We start from the raw sequence: 17209 nt of genomic DNA, 5'->3' as shown, positions 1-17209 counted from the left end.
AGAAATTCATAATGGACAAATAAGAGACGCATATTAAATATGTTATCTTTGTAGATTTTTTGTAGACATGTGCCAAGAAAGTAGAGGTGTAACGATGAAAAAATGGAAAAGAGCCAATCCAAATGGAACAAAGGATTTTTTGTTTCAAGAATGTACATTAATGGAAGAGATTGAACAAAGATTAAGACGTACATTTATCGAGAGAGGATACGAAGAAATACGGACACCTATGATTGAATTTTATGATGTGTTTGCATTTCAAAACCGTCCTATTGACGAGGAGAAAATGTATAAGTTTTTTGATTCTGAGGGACGCATCCTTGTTCTTAGACCGGATATGACAATTCCGCTAGCACGTGTAATTGGAACAAAAAAGATGAAAACTCCTTTGAAATTAACATATAGTGGAAATGTTTTCAGAGCAAATGAATCTTTAACAGGGAAATATAATGAAATTACACAAACTGGAATCGAAATTATTGGTATTGATAATATACGCGCTGAAATTGAGTGTATTGTAAGCGCGATTGCAGCTTTGCAATCAGCTGGCATTCAATCATTTAAAATTGAAATTGGCCAAGTGGAACTCTATAAATCCATTGTGAAGAAATTGTCTTTGCGAGAAGAAGATGAATACGCATTGCGAGAATATATTGAGAGTAAAAATTTTGCCGCTTTGTCCCGTTTTTTACAAGAAAAGCAGTTAGATATGCAAGATGAAACAGTACGATTATTACAAAAATTACCTCGTTTATTTGGTGGATTAGAAGTAGTTGAAGAAGCTGAAAAACTTGCTGTGAGTAAGGAAATGAAAAGAGCAATTGCGAGGATAAAAAACATATATGAAAACATCGATCGCCTTGGTTATGGTCAATATATATCTATTGATTTGGGGATGATCCAACATCTTAATTATTATACTGGTGTAATCTTTCGCGGATATATATCCGATGTTGGAGAAGAGATTGTTAGCGGTGGAAGATATGATGAATTGATTGGAAATTTTGGTGAATCTTTCCCTGCAGTAGGATTAGCAATACAAGTAAATCAAATTGTACGTACTTTACAAGAACGGAACGAAAATTCATACCCAAAACAAATAGATGCTCTCATATATTATTCGTTAGATATGATTTCCGAAGCAGAAAAATTACGTATTTTACTTGGCAAAGATGGTATAAAGGTAGAACTGTCAATGTTGGGAAATTTACAAGATACATTTCAATTTGCAAGAGCGCGCGATGTGAAAACTGTGATTGATGTATCGGGAGATGCTTTAGTCGAATATGTTTGGAAAGGGAAATGGATCATGCAGAAAAAAGGAGAATCCTCATGCGTAACATTCAAATTGCGTTAACGAAAGGGAGATTGGAACGACATGTAATTCCGTTATTTGAACGAATCGGTATTGATTGTTCAGAACTAAAAGATAAAGGAAGGAAGCTTGTATTCCAAAGTAATAATTCTCAAATTTCATTCATTCTTGTAAAAGCAGTTGATGTTGTAACGTATGTAGAACATGGTATAGCTGATATTGGTGTTGTCGGCAAAGATATTTTGCTTGAATATGAAAACGATGTATATGAAATGATTGATTTAGGGGTAGGACGTTGTAAATTTTGCGTTGCTTCCGTTTCGTCGTATAGTCCAAACGGTTATAACAAAAAGAGGATTGCAACAAAGTATCCGAATATTACTTCTGCATATTTTCGCAAGAAGGGAGAAGATGTAGAAATTATTAAAATAGAAGGTTCTGTTGAGATTGCTCCTTTGTTAGGGTTAACAGATGCAATCGTTGATATTGTAGAAACGGGACAAACATTAAAAGAAAACGGATTAGTAGTATTTGAAGAAATTTGCGACATTTCAGCACGTTTAATTGTAAACAAAGCATCTTTAAAAATGAAAAAAGACGAAATATTCAATATTATAAATAAAGTGGAAACTGTCTTAATAGAAAAGGAATGAAGGAGGGTAAATATGGAAATTGTATATGAGGATTATTCTAATATTTTATGGAAGGTAAAACAGCTAAGAGAACAGGCAAACACAATAGAAGAAACGATTCAACAAGATGTGAGGAAAATTGTTGAAAGTGTAAAAGGACAGAAAGATGAAGCGCTATTTTCGTATACGAAGGCTTTTGACAAAGTAGAGTTGAATCAATTTCAAGTTTCGGAAGAAGAACTGGAATTAGCATATAAAAGTGTTGAACCGGCATTTTTAGCAGCATTGGAAAAAGCAAAGGATAATATCATTTCCTATCACGAAAAGCAAAAGAGACAAGGTTTTATTGATACAGAGAAAGAGGGGATTATTCGCGGACAGCTAGTTCGTCCATTGCAAACTGTTGGTGTATATGTACCAGGAGGAACGGCAGCATATCCATCATCAGTTCTCATGAATGTCTTACCAGCAAAAATTGCGGGCGTCAACAAGATTGTCATGGTAACACCGCCGAATTGTGAAGGAGTAGATCCGCATATTTTAGCAGCAGCAAAAGTTGCTGGAGTTGATGAGGTATATACAGTAGGGGGAGCACAAGCAATTGCTGCGCTAGCATATGGAACAGAATCGATTCCGCGTGTTGATAAGATTGTAGGACCAGGAAATATATATGTTGCATTAGCGAAGCGAGAAGTATTTGGTTCAGTTCATATCGATATGATTGCTGGCCCGTCTGAGATTGTTGTTATTTCTGATGAAACGGGGAATGCAGCGTATATTGCTGCTGATTTATTATCACAAGCAGAGCATGATATACGTGCAACCGCTATTTGTATCACAACTTGTTTAGAATTAGCGCAGGAAGTGAATAGGGAAATAGAAAAACAATTGATGAGCCTTCCGAGAAGTGAAATAGCTCGTGAATCCATTAATAGAAACGGAGCGATTCTTGTTGTAGATTCATTGGAACAAGCGTTTCAGCTTTCAAATGAAATTGCGCCGGAACACTTAGAACTGCACATAAAAGAACCGATGACAGCTCTTTCGTATATTCAACATGCAGGTTCTATCTTTCTAGGTCCGTATGCGCCGGAACCGTTAGGTGATTATATGGCAGGTCCGAATCACGTGTTACCGACGAGTGGAACGGCAAGGTTTTTTTCTCCATTATCTGTTGATGATTTTATGAAAAAATCGAGCTTTTTATTTTATACAAAAGAAGCTCTAGGACAAGTGCAACAGCATATTGTCAATCTAGCAGAAAAAGAAGGCTTACAAGCTCATGCGAGAGCAATTGAGATTCGCTTTAGAGGAGGGGAAAAATGATGCGCACTGCAAAACAAACGAGAATCACCACTGAAACAAAGATTTCCGTAGCGCTGCAACTAGATGGCAATCAAGAAGTTTCAATTCAAACAGGAGTAGGTTTTTTTGATCATATGTTGACATTATTTGCAAAGCACGGCCGCTTCGGATTGCAAATTGAAGCGGATGGTGATGTGCATATTGATGCTCATCATACGGTAGAAGATGTTGGAATTGTTCTTGGGAATTGTTTGAAAGAAGCACTTGGTGATAAAGCAGGAATTAATCGTTATGGCACAGCTTATGTACCGATGGATGAAGCGTTAGGATTTGTTACAGTTGATATAAGTGGAAGGTCCTATCTCGTATTTGATGGTGAATTTACAAATCCAAAACTTGGTGATTTTGATACGGAGTTAGCTGAAGAATTTTTTCGTGCGGTAGCTCATACAGCAAATATAACATTACATGCACGTGTTTTATATGGAAGCAACACGCATCACAAAATTGAAGCACTTTTTAAAGCGTTTGGACGTGCACTGCATGATGCCACCGAAAAAAATGAAAAAATTATAGGAGTAAATTCCACGAAAGGAATGTTGTAATATGATTGCGATTGTAGATTATGGAATGGGCAACATTCGAAGTGTAGAGCAAGCGTTAAGACATATTGGAGCAGAGTATATTGTAACAGATGAAGCAGAAGCATTTCTGAATAGCGATGGCGTTATTTTGCCGGGAGTTGGTGCGTTTCCAAGAGCGATGCGTTGTTTAGAAGAAAAGGGACTTATTTCTGTTTTGAAGCAAGTTGCGATTGCAGGAAAACCCCTGTTTGGAATTTGTTTAGGGATGCAGCTTTTATTTGAAGAAAGTGAAGAGATTGAAAGAACGAAAGGATTAGGATTGCTTCCAGGAACGGTAAGAAAATTAGACGTACCATATAAAATTCCTCATATGGGATGGAATCAGCTACAAAAGAAAAAGGAGCATCCTTTATGGAATGAAATAGAGGATGGCGCATTCGTCTATTATGTTCATTCTTATTATGCGCAATGTCCAAATGACGTTGTAGTAGGCGCTAGTGAGTATGGTGTTCTAGTACCAGGAATTGTTTCAAGAGGAAATGTATTTGGAGCTCAGTTCCATCCTGAAAAAAGTGGTGAAATAGGAATTCAAATATTACGAAATTTTAAGGAGGTTATAGAAACATGGAAATCTTCCCAGCTATCGATTTAAAAAGTGGTCGTTGCGTTCGTTTGTATCAAGGGCAATTTCAACAAGAAACAGTAATGAATGAAAACCCAGTTGCACAGGCATTGTTATTCGAACAACTTGGTGCACGTGTACTGCACATTGTCGATTTGGACGGAGCTGTTACGGGGCGTTCAGAAAACCTTTCTGTCATTGAAGACATTTGCAAGGCAGTGCGAATTTCAGTGCAAGTGGGAGGCGGGATTCGTTCAATTGCTGCAATTGAAACACTTTTAGCAGCTGGAGTAATGAAAGTAATTCTTGGAACAGCAGCATTATATGATCGTTCATTTGTAGAAGAGGCAGTTCGTTTATATGGAGATAAAATTATTGTTGGAATTGATGCTAAAAATGGTTATGTAGCAACGAGAGGATGGCTAGATGTGTCTGAAACGTCTTATGTGCAACTAGCAAAGGAAATGGAGAAAGTGGGTGTGCAGACGCTTATTTTTACTGACATTTCTAGAGATGGAACGCTTACAGGTCCAAATTTTGAACAATTACAAAAATTACAAGATGAGGTTTCGCTTCAAATTGTTGCTTCCGGCGGTGTGAGCTCACTTGCTGATGTTGAGAAATTACAGGATATGAACTTATATGGCGTTATTATTGGGAAAGCATTATATGATAAAAAAGTTATTTTAGAAGAAGCATTGCAGGTGACAGGCATATGTTAACAAAGCGAATAGTTCCATGTTTAGATGTGAAAAATGGCCGTGTTGTAAAAGGAGTAAATTTTGTCGGGTTACAAGATGTTGGTGATCCTGTTGCAATCGCTGCTGCATACAATGAGGCAGGTGCCGATGAACTTGTGTTTTTAGATATCACAGCAACGTACGAAGAACGAAAAACAATGATTGATGTCGTAGAACGTACAGCATCTCAAGTATTTATTCCCCTAACAGTTGGAGGTGGAATCTCGTCTGTCCAAGATATGTATGCGTTACTTCGAGCTGGTGCAGATAAAGTTTCATTAAATTCAGCAGCAGTACAAAGACCGGAGTTAATACAAGAAGGAGCGGAGCAATTTGGTTCTCAATGTATAGTTGTTGCAATCGATGCAAGAAGGGTCGGAGAAAACAAGTGGAATGTATATGTAAATGGAGGCCGCATTGATACAGGAATAGATGTAATCGAATGGGCAAAACGCGTGGAAAGTTTAGGTGCTGGGGAATTACTTTTAACGAGCATGGATGCAGATGGGACAAAAGATGGCTATGATTTACTTTTAACAGAAACAGTTTCAAAAGCAGTTGGTATCCCAGTAATTGCTTCGGGTGGATGTGGGTCAATTGAACATATTGCAGAAGTTTTTCAGCGAACATCAGCAAATGCGGCGTTAGCGGCTTCTATTTTTCATTACGGCACCGCAACCATTCAAGAAACGAAACAAAAGTTACAAGAAGCGCAAATTGAGGTGAGATTGTGAAGCCGGATTTTTCAAAAGGGCTATTGCCAGCTGTTGTGATAGAAGAGGGTACAAAAGATGTTTTAATGCTAGCTTATATGAATGAAGAAGCGTATGAAAAAACATTAGACACAAAAACGACCTGGTTTTATTCTCGTTCACGAAGAGGTTTGTGGAATAAGGGAGAAACATCAGGACATGTTCAACACGTGAAGTCACTATATTTAGATTGCGATCAAGACTCTATTATGGTAGTTGTCCAGCAAGTAGGTGTAGCTTGCCATACAGGAGAAAAGTCATGTTTTCATAATAAGGTGTTATAGGGGGATAAGGAAATGAGCGATGTGTTGCGACAGTTATATGAAACAATTCAACAGCGAAAAGAGAATCCTATCTCTGAGTCGTATACGAATTACTTATTTACAAAAGGAGAAGACAAAATATTAAAGAAATTAGGAGAAGAATGTACTGAAGTTGTAATTGCAGCGAAAAATAATGAGAAAGACGAGCTTATAAAAGAAGTTGTTGATTTTACGTATCATTGCTTAGTGTTACTAGTAGAAAAAAATATATCATTACAAGAGATAGTAGAAGAATTAAATAAACGTCAAGGACAATTATCGAGAGTGGGCGAACGAAAAGAAATTGATACATTATAGGAGGGGAGAAAGATGAGAGTAGATTATCACCTTCATTTAGAAGAAGGTCCGTATTCAATGCGGTGGTTATCTCGCACAAATGAAGCGCTTGAGTATTTTGCACCGATTGAGGAAGAGAAACATTCAATGGAATGGATCTTAAAAGCTGGGGAACGTTTGCAAAAGCGTGTAAAGGAAGGCGCGTTTTCATCGGATTGGATTGATTTATATTTAGAGGAAGCAGTGCGTAAAGGAATACGGGAAGTTGGAATAGTTGACCACTTATATCGTTTTTACGAGGCAAAGGAATACTATGAGCGCTATGTCGATATTAGTGATACAGAACTTGGACATCTGCAAAAAGAATGGCTGGATCAGGTGAGAGTAGAGTCAATTGTAAATTTTACTAAAGCAATTGAAGATGCGAAAGAAAGATGGAGCAAACGAGGCGTGATATTACGGCTTGGAATAGAAGCAGATTATTTTATTGGCGGGGAAGAGGAACTAGCGAAGTTATTAACGTTAGGAAATTGGGATTATGTCATTGGTTCTGTACATTTTATTAATGGATGGGGATTTGATAATCCAGACACGGACGCTTATTTTAGACAGCATGATTTACATGTATTATATCCTGAATTTTTCCGTACTTTAGAAAAAGCGATACGTTCTGGTTTATTTGATATTGTTGCACATTTAGATAATATTAAAGTGTTTAACTATCGCATAGATGAAAATCTGCAATTACCGTATTATGAGAAAATTGCTAAGGCTTTAATTGAAACAAATACGGCTACGGAAGTGAATGCTGGCTTGTATTATCGATATCCTGTAAGAGAAATGTGTCCGAGCCCTTTGTTTTTACAACGCTTAGTGCATTATGGTGTTCCAATTACGATTTCTTCAGATGCGCATTTCCCGAATGATTTAGGTAGCTACGTAAAAGAAAATATAGAGACACTTCGTAATCATGGTGTGACGCACATTGCAACATTTGAAAAACGAATCCGGAACATGAAGCCGATTGAATAAGTAACAGAGAATGTTTTGTGATGAAAACCTCCTTTTTTGTTTACACTAACGTTGAACAAAAAAGGAGGATTTTCTTATGGAGAAACAACAATATAAAGATACCGGGAAGTTAACGAATCAGAGCAATGCCCTACAAAAAGACCAATCAGAGCAATCGGTTATACAAGAACAAATTAGTGATACAGTAGCAGAAGGAACGATTGATGTGAAGCTAGAGCAAGGAAGAGAGAAATAAAGTGAAACTTCCATCAGTGGGGGGCTTCATCCCCCCACTGATGGTTAGTTGAACCAATCAGGCTTTTCCCTATCTATCTTCTTCGCTTTCTCTAAACCTTGAGGTGGGATCTTACTGCCCGTTAGTGCGGGTTAAAATGAAATTTCTATTGAAAAGAGGCTGAATGTATTCAGCCTCTTTTCACAATTTTGTAAAGAAGAGTGATAAGAATAATGATAGTTTAATCAAATTCCTTGTCTTTTTTCGACGTGATTTTTTACAATAATATTGAATGAGCATATTTTTATCCAAAAATGATGAGGTTTTACTTTATGTAAAAAAGAAAGGATGCTTAAACATGGCGAAAATTTTAGTAGCAGGACAAATTCCAGAAATCGGACTACAGTTATTACGAGATCATGAAGTGGAAATGTATGATAAAGAAGCATTAATTGACACAGAAGAACTAGTAGCGCGTGTAAAAGATAAAGATGCATTATTAAGCTTACTTTCAACAAAAGTTACGGAAGAAGTTATCGATGCAGCACCGAATTTGAAAATTATTGCAAACTACGGTGCTGGGTATGACAATATTGATTATAAATATGCAGTGGAAAAAGACATAGCGGTAACAAACACGCCAAAAGTTTCAACAGAGGCAACAGCAGAGCTAACGTTTGCAATTCTTTTAGCGGCAGCGCGCCGTATTCCAGAAGGCGATACGCTATGTCGTACAGTTGGCTTTAATGGCTGGGCACCGCTCTTTTTCTTAGGGCGTGAAGTATACGGTAAAACAATTGGTATTATTGGTCTTGGAGAAATTGGAAAAGCAGTAGCAAAACGAGCAAAAGCATTTGGTATGAATATCGTGTATACAGGGCCAAGTCGTAAGTATGAGGCGGAGCAAGAATTAGAGGCAACATATGTAACGCTAGAAGAACTATTACAAACAGCAGATTTTATTACGATTAACTGTGCGTATAATCCAAAGTTGCATCATATGATTGATGAAGAACAGTTTAGAATGATGAAACAAACTGCTTATATTATTAATGCGGCACGTGGTCCCATTATGAATGAAGAAGCGCTTGCTTATGCTTTAGAAACAAAGGAAATTGAAGGAGCAGCACTTGATGTGTTCGAGTTTGAACCGAAAATTACAGACAAATTAAAAGGATTAACAAACGTTGTGTTAACACCTCATATTGGAAATGCAACGATTGAAACACGTGATGCAATGGCAGAAATGGCAGTACGTAATATTTTAGCGGTGTTAGAAGGAAATGAGCCATTAACTCCGGTGTATAAAAAAGAACTTATAATGAAATAAAGTGAAACTTCCATCAGTGGGGATTTTCTTCGTCCCCACTGATGGAAAGCTCGTGTGTAGAGAGAATAAAGTTGTCAAATTTTATTCTTAGAAGTCAACAATCGGGCCAGATTGTTGAGGAACGTTTTCAATAAAATTGGATATTTATGTTGAAATATAGAGTAGAGATTGTGAAGGCTTCACTCAAACTAACGGGCAGTTTAGTTGAGAAGAGAGGAAAAAATTCTCTCCCTTTAAGTCATTTTTGACACAAAAAGCGAAGTAATTATTTATTGTTCAAGTTACGGTCTATCTCTTTTAACTTGATATCGGTTTTTAAGGCAATATATTTGGCAGAGACTATTTCAGTCTCTGTCTTTTTTGTGGTCTGAAACCAGCTAAGTCTGAAGTCTGATGAAAAAATTAAGCTCTAGCACAATTATGAAAGCTTTAGAAGAAAAAGTAATATGGAACCAAGATAGAACATATACCTTACAGGGGTATCACGAAATTTTGCGTGATACTCCGCAAAGTGTGTGGTGTTTACCAATTCAAATTCAGTACAATGTGAGGGTAGATAACAAGCGGCACATTTTGGAAGTAAAATACATGATTTATGTTGAGAATGTATCAAAAGTCTATTCATTGGAATCGGGAGATTAAGTTGCGTTAAAGAATAACAACATTCACATCCGGAAAGGCTAATTCGTTGCGATCATGGGTCCGAGCGGGGGCGGGATAGAGCACCTTGCTGCAACTACTAGGAGGGCTTGATTTGCCGAAGCCCGGCAAGATATTGATTGATGGCGGATGGTAGTATGTATAAAATTACGAGGAGGAAAAAAATGAAGAAGTTATTCTTACGTTTAGCTGTTTATGTATTAATTTTTATTATGTTTTTTGTGGGGATCGGGTTCTATGGCTTTAATCGCCATCAAAAAGATTTTTATTCAAACGTCCGCCATGAGCCAGTTCCTTCGCTACAAGGAGTGAAAGTCCCTGAGTATGACCCTAATAAACCTACTGTGGCAGTTGTGATGGCGGATTCATCAATACCAACTGAAGATTTCGATTTTCTCATTCCATACACACTGTTTTCTATGACGGATGCCTATAATGTATACGCCGTTGCACCGGACAAAAACGTGAAGTCCTTGTCAGGCGGACTGGATGTAATACCACATTACTCTTATAAAGAACTGGATAACCTATTAAATAAAAGTCCAGATATTATTGTGGTCCCTTATATGCCCGGAGTAGATAAACAGAAATATCAACCAACTCGCGAATGGATTCAACAACATTCCAGCAGTAAAACTACCACTTTTTTCAGCATTTGTGGTGGAGCAAAGAATCTTGCCGATACAGGTTTATTAAAAGGGAAATCAGCCACCTCACACTGGCAATTCCTACCCATATTAATGAAGCAATATCCTGATACACATTGGAAAGAGGATGTGAGGTATGTTCATGAAGGAAATACCCTAACTTCAGCCGGTCAAAGCGCAGGTATCGATGCAGTACTTCACCTAATATCTCAGAAACTAGGAGAACCCGTGGCCGCAAAAATATCTAAGGAAATTAGTTATCCTTCTTACCAATTCGTTCAAAATCCAAAGGTGGACCACCCTTTTTACGTGGATATAAAATTTGCAACATATTGGCTAAATCTTGGATTCCATTGGAATAAGAAACAAATGGGGGTACTTCTGTATAAAGATATGGATGAAATAGCTTTATCTTCTATATTTGATTCTTATGGAGACACCGGAACGACACAAGTCTTCACCGTTTCTAGTTCGGATGCACCAATTACTACGAAACATCATCTTAATATACTGGCTAGGCATCAAATATCTAATGCTCCAAAATTAGACAAAATGATCATACCAGGTGGCGACGCAAAATCACTAGCGGCAGCAGATGTAAGACTTTGGGATGAAAAGGGTAATGCTAAAGAGACCCTCTTTATTCATAGTGATTCACCCAACAGATATGTATTCGAAGCGCCATTGGAAGACTTAGCTAAACAAGAAGACCTTTTAACTGCAAAGCACGCTGTAAAACGATTTGAATATCGTGCAAATGGTATCCATCTTGAAGGTAAACCGCTTCCACTTGGAACATACAGCGATATGATTTTAACAGGTTTACTGGCTCTTTTGGTAGCTTTCTATATAGACAGACGATTCATTATGAAGAAGAGAACTCCCAAAGTAATTAATACCTCAATGGAATTGCACAGATAAAAAGAATGCAGGAAAACCAATTAGTTGGGCAATTGAAGATCACGGGGATTACTACATTTTTAAATGTTTAATAGATATTGAAGAGAAGCAAAATAAAAACTTCAGCAAATCCGATGGTGTCATTGGAGTAGACTGTAATTTTGATCACTTTGCTTGGTCAAACATCAATAAACAAGGGCAACTAATGAAAACGGGTGTATTATCCTTTGATATTTTAGGTGAAACATCAGAACAAATTACTAAAATTATGGAAGCAGAAGCCATTACATTAGTTGATATGGCTGTAGAAGCAAACAAACCGATTGTTGTAGAAAAATTAAACACAACAAAAGCAAAGATTAAGAACCCTTATGGCAACAAAAAGGCAAACATGATGATGAGCATGTTTGCTTACAAAAAGATGATTTCAGCTATTCAAAGCCGTGCCGAGAAGATGGGTATAGCAGTATTTGAAGTAAATCCAGCGTACACTTCTCAAATTGGTAAAATCAAATATATGAAACGTTTTGGTATCAGCATTCACCAAACAGCTTCTTATGTCATTGCTAGAAGAGCAATGGGATTTAAAGAAAAACTTCCACCAATTTTGTATTCACTATTACCAGAGAAGATGGTAGGTCTGCATCATTGGGCGCAATGGAAGTGGCTGTCTGGCATCCTGTCTGATTTGCATGTTCACACATTCTATCAGATGGAGCTTTCGAACCATAACAAGATTCGTTCTGTGAACGAACTTTTTCCTCCAGGGGCTCTTACAGACTTGGAAGTAAAAGGTTTGTCTAAGTTTGAAAGCAGAAAAACTATACCTTGTTGAATGGGTATGGTCTACTAAGCATTTTGTCTTAGTTGTCCCTTTTGGGAATCCCCTTCCTCAAAAGTCCGTTAGGATTTTAGGTGGGGATAGTTCAATATAAAACAAATAGATAGTTATACTTAAACCATTATGAGTAAAAACAATAAGGGGGGAACTAACATGACAAAGAGAAATAAAATCAGTGATAAAAAGGAGTTGTCACAAGAACAAAGTGAAGAATTACTCAGAGTATTGAAAGCCCGTTTTGAGAAAAACATGAACCGTCATAAAGGTCTTGAATGGGCTAAAGTCCAAGCAAAGCTGGATGCAAATACTGAAAAACTGTGGTCGCTCAATGAAATGGAAAGAACTGGCGGTGAACCGGATGTTGTTGGTTATGATAAAAAGAAGGACGAATACATTTTTTGTGATTGTTCAGCGGAAAGTCCTAAAGGCCGCAGAAGTGTTTGTTACGACCGTGAAGCGCTAGAGTCAAGAGAAAAACATAAACCTGAAAATAACGCTATTGATATGGCAACTTTTATGGGCATAGAACTTTTGACTGAAGAACAATATCGAGCGTTGCAGAAACTTGAAAATTTTGATATGAAAACGTCGAGTTGGGTGCAAACACCCACTGATATTAGAGAACTCGGCGGTGCACTTTTTTGCGATCGTCGCTTTGGTCACGTCTTCGTGTATCACAATGGAGCAGAATCCTACTATGCTGCCAGGGGTTTTCGTGGCTCGCTAGTGGTCTAAATTTTGTACAGACAGCTAAATTTGAATTTGAGAACAGATCACCTAGGGAAAAGTTTTAATTTCATTCTTCAACTATCGGGCGCGATTATGAAAAAAAAGTAAAAGGGATGATACATATTAGTCATGTATAATATGTATCACCCCTTATTTTTTATGACTTTTTACGATTTAAGTCTTGATAATTTTTATAACAACTTTATTATTTGTGTACAGCCCGCCCAATCGAATCGGACTCTTACAGCTGTTAATGCGGGATAAAAAAAGAATCCTTCCTTATGACAGGAAGGATTCTTTTTTACTATTTGTTTGCTCGCTTCTTTTGTGCCGGTCGTTGTCTAAGAAATTGTGACAGCATAAACAAAATATAGAGCGGAATAGCAATGAATAGAAAAACTGAAATATTACCAAAGCTCGTTTTATACATCGTATAAATAATCCCAATTAAAAAGAGTGTTACGATAATACTATATTTTGGAATGGGTACATCTTTCATGCTTGGAATACGAATACGACTAACCATAAGAAATGCAAATGCCACGAATACTGTAATAAGTACTATTTTTGGAATCACATGTGAAAATAACGTTAAGAAAGCAACGATACCGCCTGCAGCTGTAATTGGTACACCAGTAAAGTATTTCATTGATGTTGATGATGGTGTGACATTGAAGCGAGCTAATCTGTATGCTCCAAATAGAGGGAAAAGTCCTGCTATGTATAATCCGATAATACCGTAATTAGAGAAGGATGTGTAATACATCAATACAGCGGGTGCAGCACCAAATGTAACTACGTCTGCTAATGAATCAAGTTCTTTTCCGAGTTGTGAATCGACACGAAGTAAGCGCGCGATTCTTCCATCAAGGCTATCTAGCATCATTCCGATTAAAACTAAAATTGCCGCTGATTTGTAGTATCCTAATGAAGCGTAGCCGATGGATAGAAATCCACTATATAAATTTCCGAGCGTAAATAAGTTTGGAATGGCTGCTCTGTACAAAATCTGATCCCTTGCTTTCTTTTATAGATTCTTGATTAGTTTATGGAAGTTTATCCTTTTTATCATAACATAAATTTCCTGTGCTAGTATGAAAAAATTCTTCGTTTTGAGAAAGATTTCATTGGATTTTCATTTGTTGTAAAACCGGAAGTATTAATCAAGGAAATCCATTATGTTGTTGGAATGAATAAAGTATATAATACAACCTGCTTTTTGGAGAAATAAAGGACATATTACGTTAAAAATAAACCCCGAATTGTCATAATTCGAGGTTAGTTCGTTATTCTGTATCAATAGGAAGTAAAACCTACAACCACATCAATATTTAGAGAAAACAAAGAAGCTAGGTGGAGGATGGAAAACCCCTATCTGATTAAAATTTCACCTTATTCAAATTTCGTTATCATCGTACCAGTCTTATATTTATTATGCGGGTCAAATCGTAACAAATCACCGTAAATGAGTTTATCAGAGTAATTCAATTCTGTTTTTGCCTTTTCGATATATGGTTGACAAATGTTAATATCAGTTGGCTCACCAGTTTTTTTGTTATAGCATACATTTTTTGTATACATATAATCATTTGTTACGAAACTACCGTCACGCATAACCACAAGTGGTTCATCGTTTGTTTCAAATAAATCTGTGCCAAATTCAATAGAGTTGTTTGTTTTCACACCGAGTAAATGAAGAAGCGTCGGTTTTACATCAATTTGTCCAGAAACTTTTGAAATGATTTTTCCTTTCTGACCAGGAATATGTATGATGAGCGGTACCCTTTGCAACTGCATCATATCAAAAGGAGTAAGTGTTTCTTTTCCAACAAATTGTGCCATAGCAGCATTATGATTTTCAGAAATACCATAATGATCTCCGTAGATCATGATAATAGAATTGTCGTATAAGCCTTCTTTTTTTAATTGTTCAATAAAATGTTTCAGTGCTTCATCTGTATAACGTACAGTTGGAAAATAACGATTTACAACGTCGCTTTCTGAATTGTATTCATCAATGGATTGATCCTCCGGTTGTAGCAAAAAAGGAAAATGATTTGTTAATGTAATGAATTTCGTATAGAACGGCTGTGGTAAAGATTTTAATTTTGAAATAGATTGTTCAAAGAATTCTTTATCTTTTAATCCCCAACCAACAGACATTTGTTCTGTACCTGTATAGTCTTGTAAATTAAAATAACGATCATATCCGAGTGCAGGATACATCAAATCACGATTCCAAAATGTTTTATCATTTGAATGAAATACAGCAGAGTAATATCCATATTTTTTGAGTTGCTCTGGTGTGGCTGTATATTCATTATTAGCATGTGTAAAGAAAACAGAGCCACGATCAAGCGGGTATAAGGAGTTTTCAATAATAAACTCGGCATCCGATGTTTTCCCTTGTCCAGTTTGATGATAAAAGTTATCGAAATAATAGCTGTCTTTAATGAAGTCATTTAAAAATGGTGTAATTTCTTTTCCATTTATTTTTTGATTGATGACAAAACTTTGTGTGGACTCCATTGAAATTAAAATAACATTTTTACCTTTTGCCACGCCGAACAACTCTTTGTTTTCTTGTCTATCCTTTGTTTTTACGTAGTTATCAATTTCAGAAAAGCTATCTCCGCTTGCAAAAACACGCTGAGCAGAAGATTTCGATTGCAGTGCAATATCATAAACATGATAAGTATACAAACCAAGATTTTTCACAACCGTTTGGCGATCAAATGAATGTGAAAAAAGTTGTGGTTTATAAATAACTGAAACAACCATTTGCAAAGCTAATGCTGCTGTTACACCACTAAAAAACGTTCGTTTCTCTTGCCGAGATAGAGGAGTAGTGTCACAAAAATTAGGGGATTTACGAGATAAAATGGCTAAAATAATTACATCAGCAAATAAAAGAAGTGTTTTATATGTAAATAGTTCTTTAATACTTGTCCCTAAATCAGCCATATTATTTGTTTGAAATAATACAGGGAATGTTACAAAATCATCGTAAAATCCGTAAAACATAGCATTGCCAAATAAAATAAAGGATAGCACGATACTAATACTGATAATGATTCGGTTTCGATGTTTTGTTGCTAATAAAGCGAAACCGAAAAATAATAATAATGAAGCTAATGGATTAAAGAACAACATAATTTGTTCGAAAGCGTTATCAATTTTCATATCAAAAGCTAATTTGTATACAATATATGTTTTGATCCACAATAAGACGACAGCCACGAGAGCAAATCGTACTTTTGGAAACAAACGTTGTATCATAACGGGCTCCTCCTACTACCTACAAGTAACCGCCTCTTTTATGTATATGACAGGCTACATATTTATATGTTTTTTACTATGTGTACTATTATATAAAAACATAGCGAAATTGTGGATGATTTTCTAACAATTGGATAGAAAAAGAAGAGAAGGATAAAATAAAGGCATTGATTGATAGATGGAGGAGTACTATGAAGAAAATATGTTGTTTTATATTAAGTTGTTTCATTTTACTTGGAAATCCAGCTTCTTTCTCTGCTGAGCATGAGCCATTATTACTAGAAGATGCACTTTATTCCGTGCTGTTTCCGAGAATAAATGAAGCAATTCAAAAACATTATGGAAAACAAAAGCCGTATGAGTGCCCTAAAATTGTTAGTATAAAAAAAATGTACAGCGGTACATATTTGTTTCGGACATCTATCGAAATGATTAAATATGAGCCAGGAACAGGTGGGAGAAAGCTTCCGCCATTTGAAAAAGTAACGATTACATTTGAAAATGATAGTGGTGAATGGACTGTGAAAAATATAGATGTAAAGCGCTTACCAGATGATACGAAAATTAATTGCCGTAAACCGATTTGAAAAAAGTGTTTGACAAATAAATTAGTCATTTGATATTGTTAATAGCAACAAAAAGATGCTTGAAAATTAAATAGACTTACCTCATCTACACTCGAAGGTAGAGGCCGCGGTAATCAAAAGTAAACTATGGGAAATAAAGTGGTATTCATGATCATAGGTTGAAAGGGGTTATCGCCGAAATATATGAATGACCACTTCATTCATATATTGGGACTGCATTGAATAAATGTAGTACTGTCATAAGTATTTTGCTTATGGAGAGCTATTAGGAGATGTTTGATGCGGTTTCTTATTTGAGAAAATAACAATACGTTTATTTTTTCGGCATAAATTCTTCTAATAAGAAACGCGTGTGAACATTGTTCCGCGCGTTTTTTGTTTATCTAAATTAGGAATAATAGTAATAAATAAGAAATGTAATAGAGGGTTTTGCGAAAACAA

General features: G+C 36.3%; 18 protein-coding genes, 1 pseudogene and 1 riboswitch. Of the genes and pseudogenes, 17 read left to right on the top strand and 2 right to left on the bottom strand.

Annotated elements, in window-relative coordinates:
- Positions 1–94: 94 nt before the first annotated feature.
- From hisZ to ACTDJC_RS09420, 16 genes and pseudogenes are all read left to right on the top strand, one after another.
- The gene (gene hisZ, locus ACTDJC_RS09495) at positions 95–1357 is read left to right on the top strand and encodes an ATP phosphoribosyltransferase regulatory subunit (protein ID WP_440603234.1); all 1263 of its coding nucleotides are present in this window, start codon (positions 95–97) and stop codon (positions 1355–1357) included.
- Positions 1333–1968, top strand: a complete 636-nt coding sequence (gene hisG / locus ACTDJC_RS09490) for an ATP phosphoribosyltransferase (RefSeq protein WP_098309510.1) — start codon at positions 1333–1335, stop codon at positions 1966–1968. Before hisZ ends, hisG begins: the two co-directional genes overlap by 25 nt.
- Positions 1969–1980: 12 nt before the next feature.
- Entirely contained in the window at positions 1981–3273 is a 1293-nt protein-coding gene (hisD, locus tag ACTDJC_RS09485; RefSeq protein WP_440603233.1) for a histidinol dehydrogenase, read from the top strand.
- Positions 3273–3857, top strand: coding sequence for an imidazoleglycerol-phosphate dehydratase HisB (gene hisB, locus ACTDJC_RS09480; RefSeq protein ID WP_336482702.1), 585 nt, complete (start codon positions 3273–3275; stop codon positions 3855–3857). Before hisD ends, hisB begins: the two co-directional genes overlap by 1 nt.
- Before the next feature lies 1 nt (position 3858).
- Positions 3859–4488 (top strand): imidazole glycerol phosphate synthase subunit HisH, encoded by a 630-nt coding sequence (gene hisH / locus ACTDJC_RS09475; RefSeq protein WP_429713620.1) that lies wholly within the window; start codon positions 3859–3861, stop codon positions 4486–4488.
- A complete protein-coding gene (gene hisA, locus ACTDJC_RS09470; protein ID WP_440603232.1) occupies positions 4461–5180 on the top strand; it encodes a 1-(5-phosphoribosyl)-5-[(5-phosphoribosylamino)methylideneamino]imidazole-4-carboxamide isomerase in 720 nt (239 codons plus the stop codon). Before hisH ends, hisA begins: the two co-directional genes overlap by 28 nt.
- Positions 5174–5932, top strand: a complete 759-nt coding sequence (gene hisF, locus ACTDJC_RS09465; RefSeq protein WP_440603231.1) for an imidazole glycerol phosphate synthase subunit HisF — start codon at positions 5174–5176, stop codon at positions 5930–5932. Before hisA ends, hisF begins: the two co-directional genes overlap by 7 nt.
- Entirely contained in the window at positions 5929–6234 is a 306-nt protein-coding gene (gene hisI / locus ACTDJC_RS09460; RefSeq protein ID WP_098309504.1) for a phosphoribosyl-AMP cyclohydrolase, read from the top strand. The genes hisF and hisI overlap by 4 nt, the downstream gene beginning before the upstream one ends.
- 12 nt (positions 6235–6246) lie before the next feature.
- Entirely contained in the window at positions 6247–6570 is a 324-nt protein-coding gene (locus ACTDJC_RS09455; RefSeq protein WP_098309503.1) for a phosphoribosyl-ATP diphosphatase, read from the top strand.
- A 12-nt stretch (positions 6571–6582) separates the two neighbouring features.
- Entirely contained in the window at positions 6583–7581 is a 999-nt protein-coding gene (locus ACTDJC_RS09450) for a histidinol phosphate phosphatase domain-containing protein (RefSeq protein ID WP_440603230.1), read from the top strand.
- 76 nt (positions 7582–7657) lie between these two features.
- Complete coding sequence (locus tag ACTDJC_RS09445; protein WP_440603229.1) at positions 7658–7816, top strand: DUF4025 domain-containing protein; 159 nt, start codon at positions 7658–7660, stop codon at positions 7814–7816.
- Between the two features lie 337 nt (positions 7817–8153).
- On the top strand, positions 8154–9125 hold the full coding sequence (locus tag ACTDJC_RS09440) for an NAD(P)-dependent oxidoreductase (RefSeq protein WP_440603228.1): 972 nt from the start codon (positions 8154–8156) through the stop codon (positions 9123–9125).
- A 588-nt stretch (positions 9126–9713) separates the two neighbouring features.
- Positions 9714–9912 (top strand): annotated as a pseudogene (locus ACTDJC_RS09435) (ATP-binding cassette domain-containing protein); the annotation flags it as partial.
- Positions 9913–9949: 37 nt separating this feature from the next.
- Positions 9950–11353 (top strand): DJ-1/PfpI family protein, encoded by a 1404-nt coding sequence (locus tag ACTDJC_RS09430; RefSeq protein WP_440603227.1) that lies wholly within the window; start codon positions 9950–9952, stop codon positions 11351–11353.
- 184 nt (positions 11354–11537) lie between these two features.
- Positions 11538–12167, top strand: a complete 630-nt coding sequence (locus tag ACTDJC_RS09425; RefSeq protein ID WP_440603226.1) for an IS200/IS605 family accessory protein TnpB-related protein — start codon at positions 11538–11540, stop codon at positions 12165–12167.
- A gap of 159 nt (positions 12168–12326) precedes the next feature.
- Positions 12327–12908 (top strand): DUF4256 domain-containing protein, encoded by a 582-nt coding sequence (locus tag ACTDJC_RS09420; protein ID WP_440603225.1) that lies wholly within the window; start codon positions 12327–12329, stop codon positions 12906–12908.
- A gap of 298 nt (positions 12909–13206) precedes the next feature.
- Here ACTDJC_RS09420 and pssA read toward each other — a convergent pair whose 3' ends face one another.
- Both pssA and ACTDJC_RS09410 read right to left on the bottom strand, forming a co-directional pair.
- Entirely contained in the window at positions 13207–13908 is a 702-nt protein-coding gene (gene pssA / locus ACTDJC_RS09415) for a CDP-diacylglycerol--serine O-phosphatidyltransferase (RefSeq protein WP_098309498.1), read from the bottom strand.
- A 386-nt stretch (positions 13909–14294) separates the two neighbouring features.
- A complete protein-coding gene (locus ACTDJC_RS09410; RefSeq protein WP_440603224.1) occupies positions 14295–16181 on the bottom strand; it encodes an LTA synthase family protein in 1887 nt (628 codons plus the stop codon).
- A 191-nt stretch (positions 16182–16372) separates the two neighbouring features.
- Here ACTDJC_RS09410 and ACTDJC_RS09405 point away from each other — a divergent pair, with 191 nt between their 5' ends.
- The gene (locus ACTDJC_RS09405) at positions 16373–16768 is read left to right on the top strand and encodes a DUF3888 domain-containing protein (RefSeq protein ID WP_440603223.1); all 396 of its coding nucleotides are present in this window, start codon (positions 16373–16375) and stop codon (positions 16766–16768) included.
- A 90-nt stretch (positions 16769–16858) separates the two neighbouring features.
- Positions 16859–17041, top strand: a riboswitch (Lysine riboswitch).
- The last annotated feature ends 168 nt before the right edge of the window (positions 17042–17209 follow it).

The organism is Bacillus sp. GB_SG_008 (genome assembly GCF_052038115.1).
Classification (GTDB): domain Bacteria; phylum Bacillota; class Bacilli; order Bacillales; family Bacillaceae_G; genus Bacillus_A; species Bacillus_A rhizoplanae.
The sequence above is the reverse complement of the archived record's forward strand: the minus strand, read 5'-3'. Positions and strand labels throughout refer to the sequence as shown.

What these genes read in the sequence shown, in the direction of transcription:
- hisZ (WP_440603234.1), top strand. Translation starts at nt 95, where the DNA reads ATGAAAAAATGGAAAAGAGCCAATCCAAATGGAACAAAGGATTTTTTG.
- hisG (WP_098309510.1), top strand. Translation starts at nt 1,333, where the DNA reads ATGCGTAACATTCAAATTGCGTTAACGAAAGGGAGATTGGAACGACAT.
- hisD (WP_440603233.1), top strand. Translation starts at nt 1,981, where the DNA reads ATGGAAATTGTATATGAGGATTATTCTAATATTTTATGGAAGGTAAAA.
- hisB (WP_336482702.1), top strand. Translation starts at nt 3,273, where the DNA reads ATGCGCACTGCAAAACAAACGAGAATCACCACTGAAACAAAGATTTCC.
- hisH (WP_429713620.1), top strand. Translation starts at nt 3,859, where the DNA reads ATGATTGCGATTGTAGATTATGGAATGGGCAACATTCGAAGTGTAGAG.
- hisA (WP_440603232.1), top strand. Translation starts at nt 4,461, where the DNA reads ATGGAAATCTTCCCAGCTATCGATTTAAAAAGTGGTCGTTGCGTTCGT.
- hisF (WP_440603231.1), top strand. Translation starts at nt 5,174, where the DNA reads ATGTTAACAAAGCGAATAGTTCCATGTTTAGATGTGAAAAATGGCCGT.
- ACTDJC_RS09455 (WP_098309503.1), top strand. Translation starts at nt 6,247, where the DNA reads ATGAGCGATGTGTTGCGACAGTTATATGAAACAATTCAACAGCGAAAA.
- ACTDJC_RS09450 (WP_440603230.1), top strand. Translation starts at nt 6,583, where the DNA reads ATGAGAGTAGATTATCACCTTCATTTAGAAGAAGGTCCGTATTCAATG.
- ACTDJC_RS09445 (WP_440603229.1), top strand. Translation starts at nt 7,658, where the DNA reads ATGGAGAAACAACAATATAAAGATACCGGGAAGTTAACGAATCAGAGC.
- ACTDJC_RS09440 (WP_440603228.1), top strand. Translation starts at nt 8,154, where the DNA reads ATGGCGAAAATTTTAGTAGCAGGACAAATTCCAGAAATCGGACTACAG.
- ACTDJC_RS09430 (WP_440603227.1), top strand. Translation starts at nt 9,950, where the DNA reads ATGAAGAAGTTATTCTTACGTTTAGCTGTTTATGTATTAATTTTTATT.
- ACTDJC_RS09425 (WP_440603226.1), top strand. Translation starts at nt 11,538, where the DNA reads ATGAAAACGGGTGTATTATCCTTTGATATTTTAGGTGAAACATCAGAA.
- ACTDJC_RS09420 (WP_440603225.1), top strand. Translation starts at nt 12,327, where the DNA reads ATGACAAAGAGAAATAAAATCAGTGATAAAAAGGAGTTGTCACAAGAA.
- ACTDJC_RS09410 (WP_440603224.1), bottom strand. Translation starts at nt 16,181, where the DNA reads ATGATACAACGTTTGTTTCCAAAAGTACGATTTGCTCTCGTGGCTGTC.
- ACTDJC_RS09405 (WP_440603223.1), top strand. Translation starts at nt 16,373, where the DNA reads ATGAAGAAAATATGTTGTTTTATATTAAGTTGTTTCATTTTACTTGGA.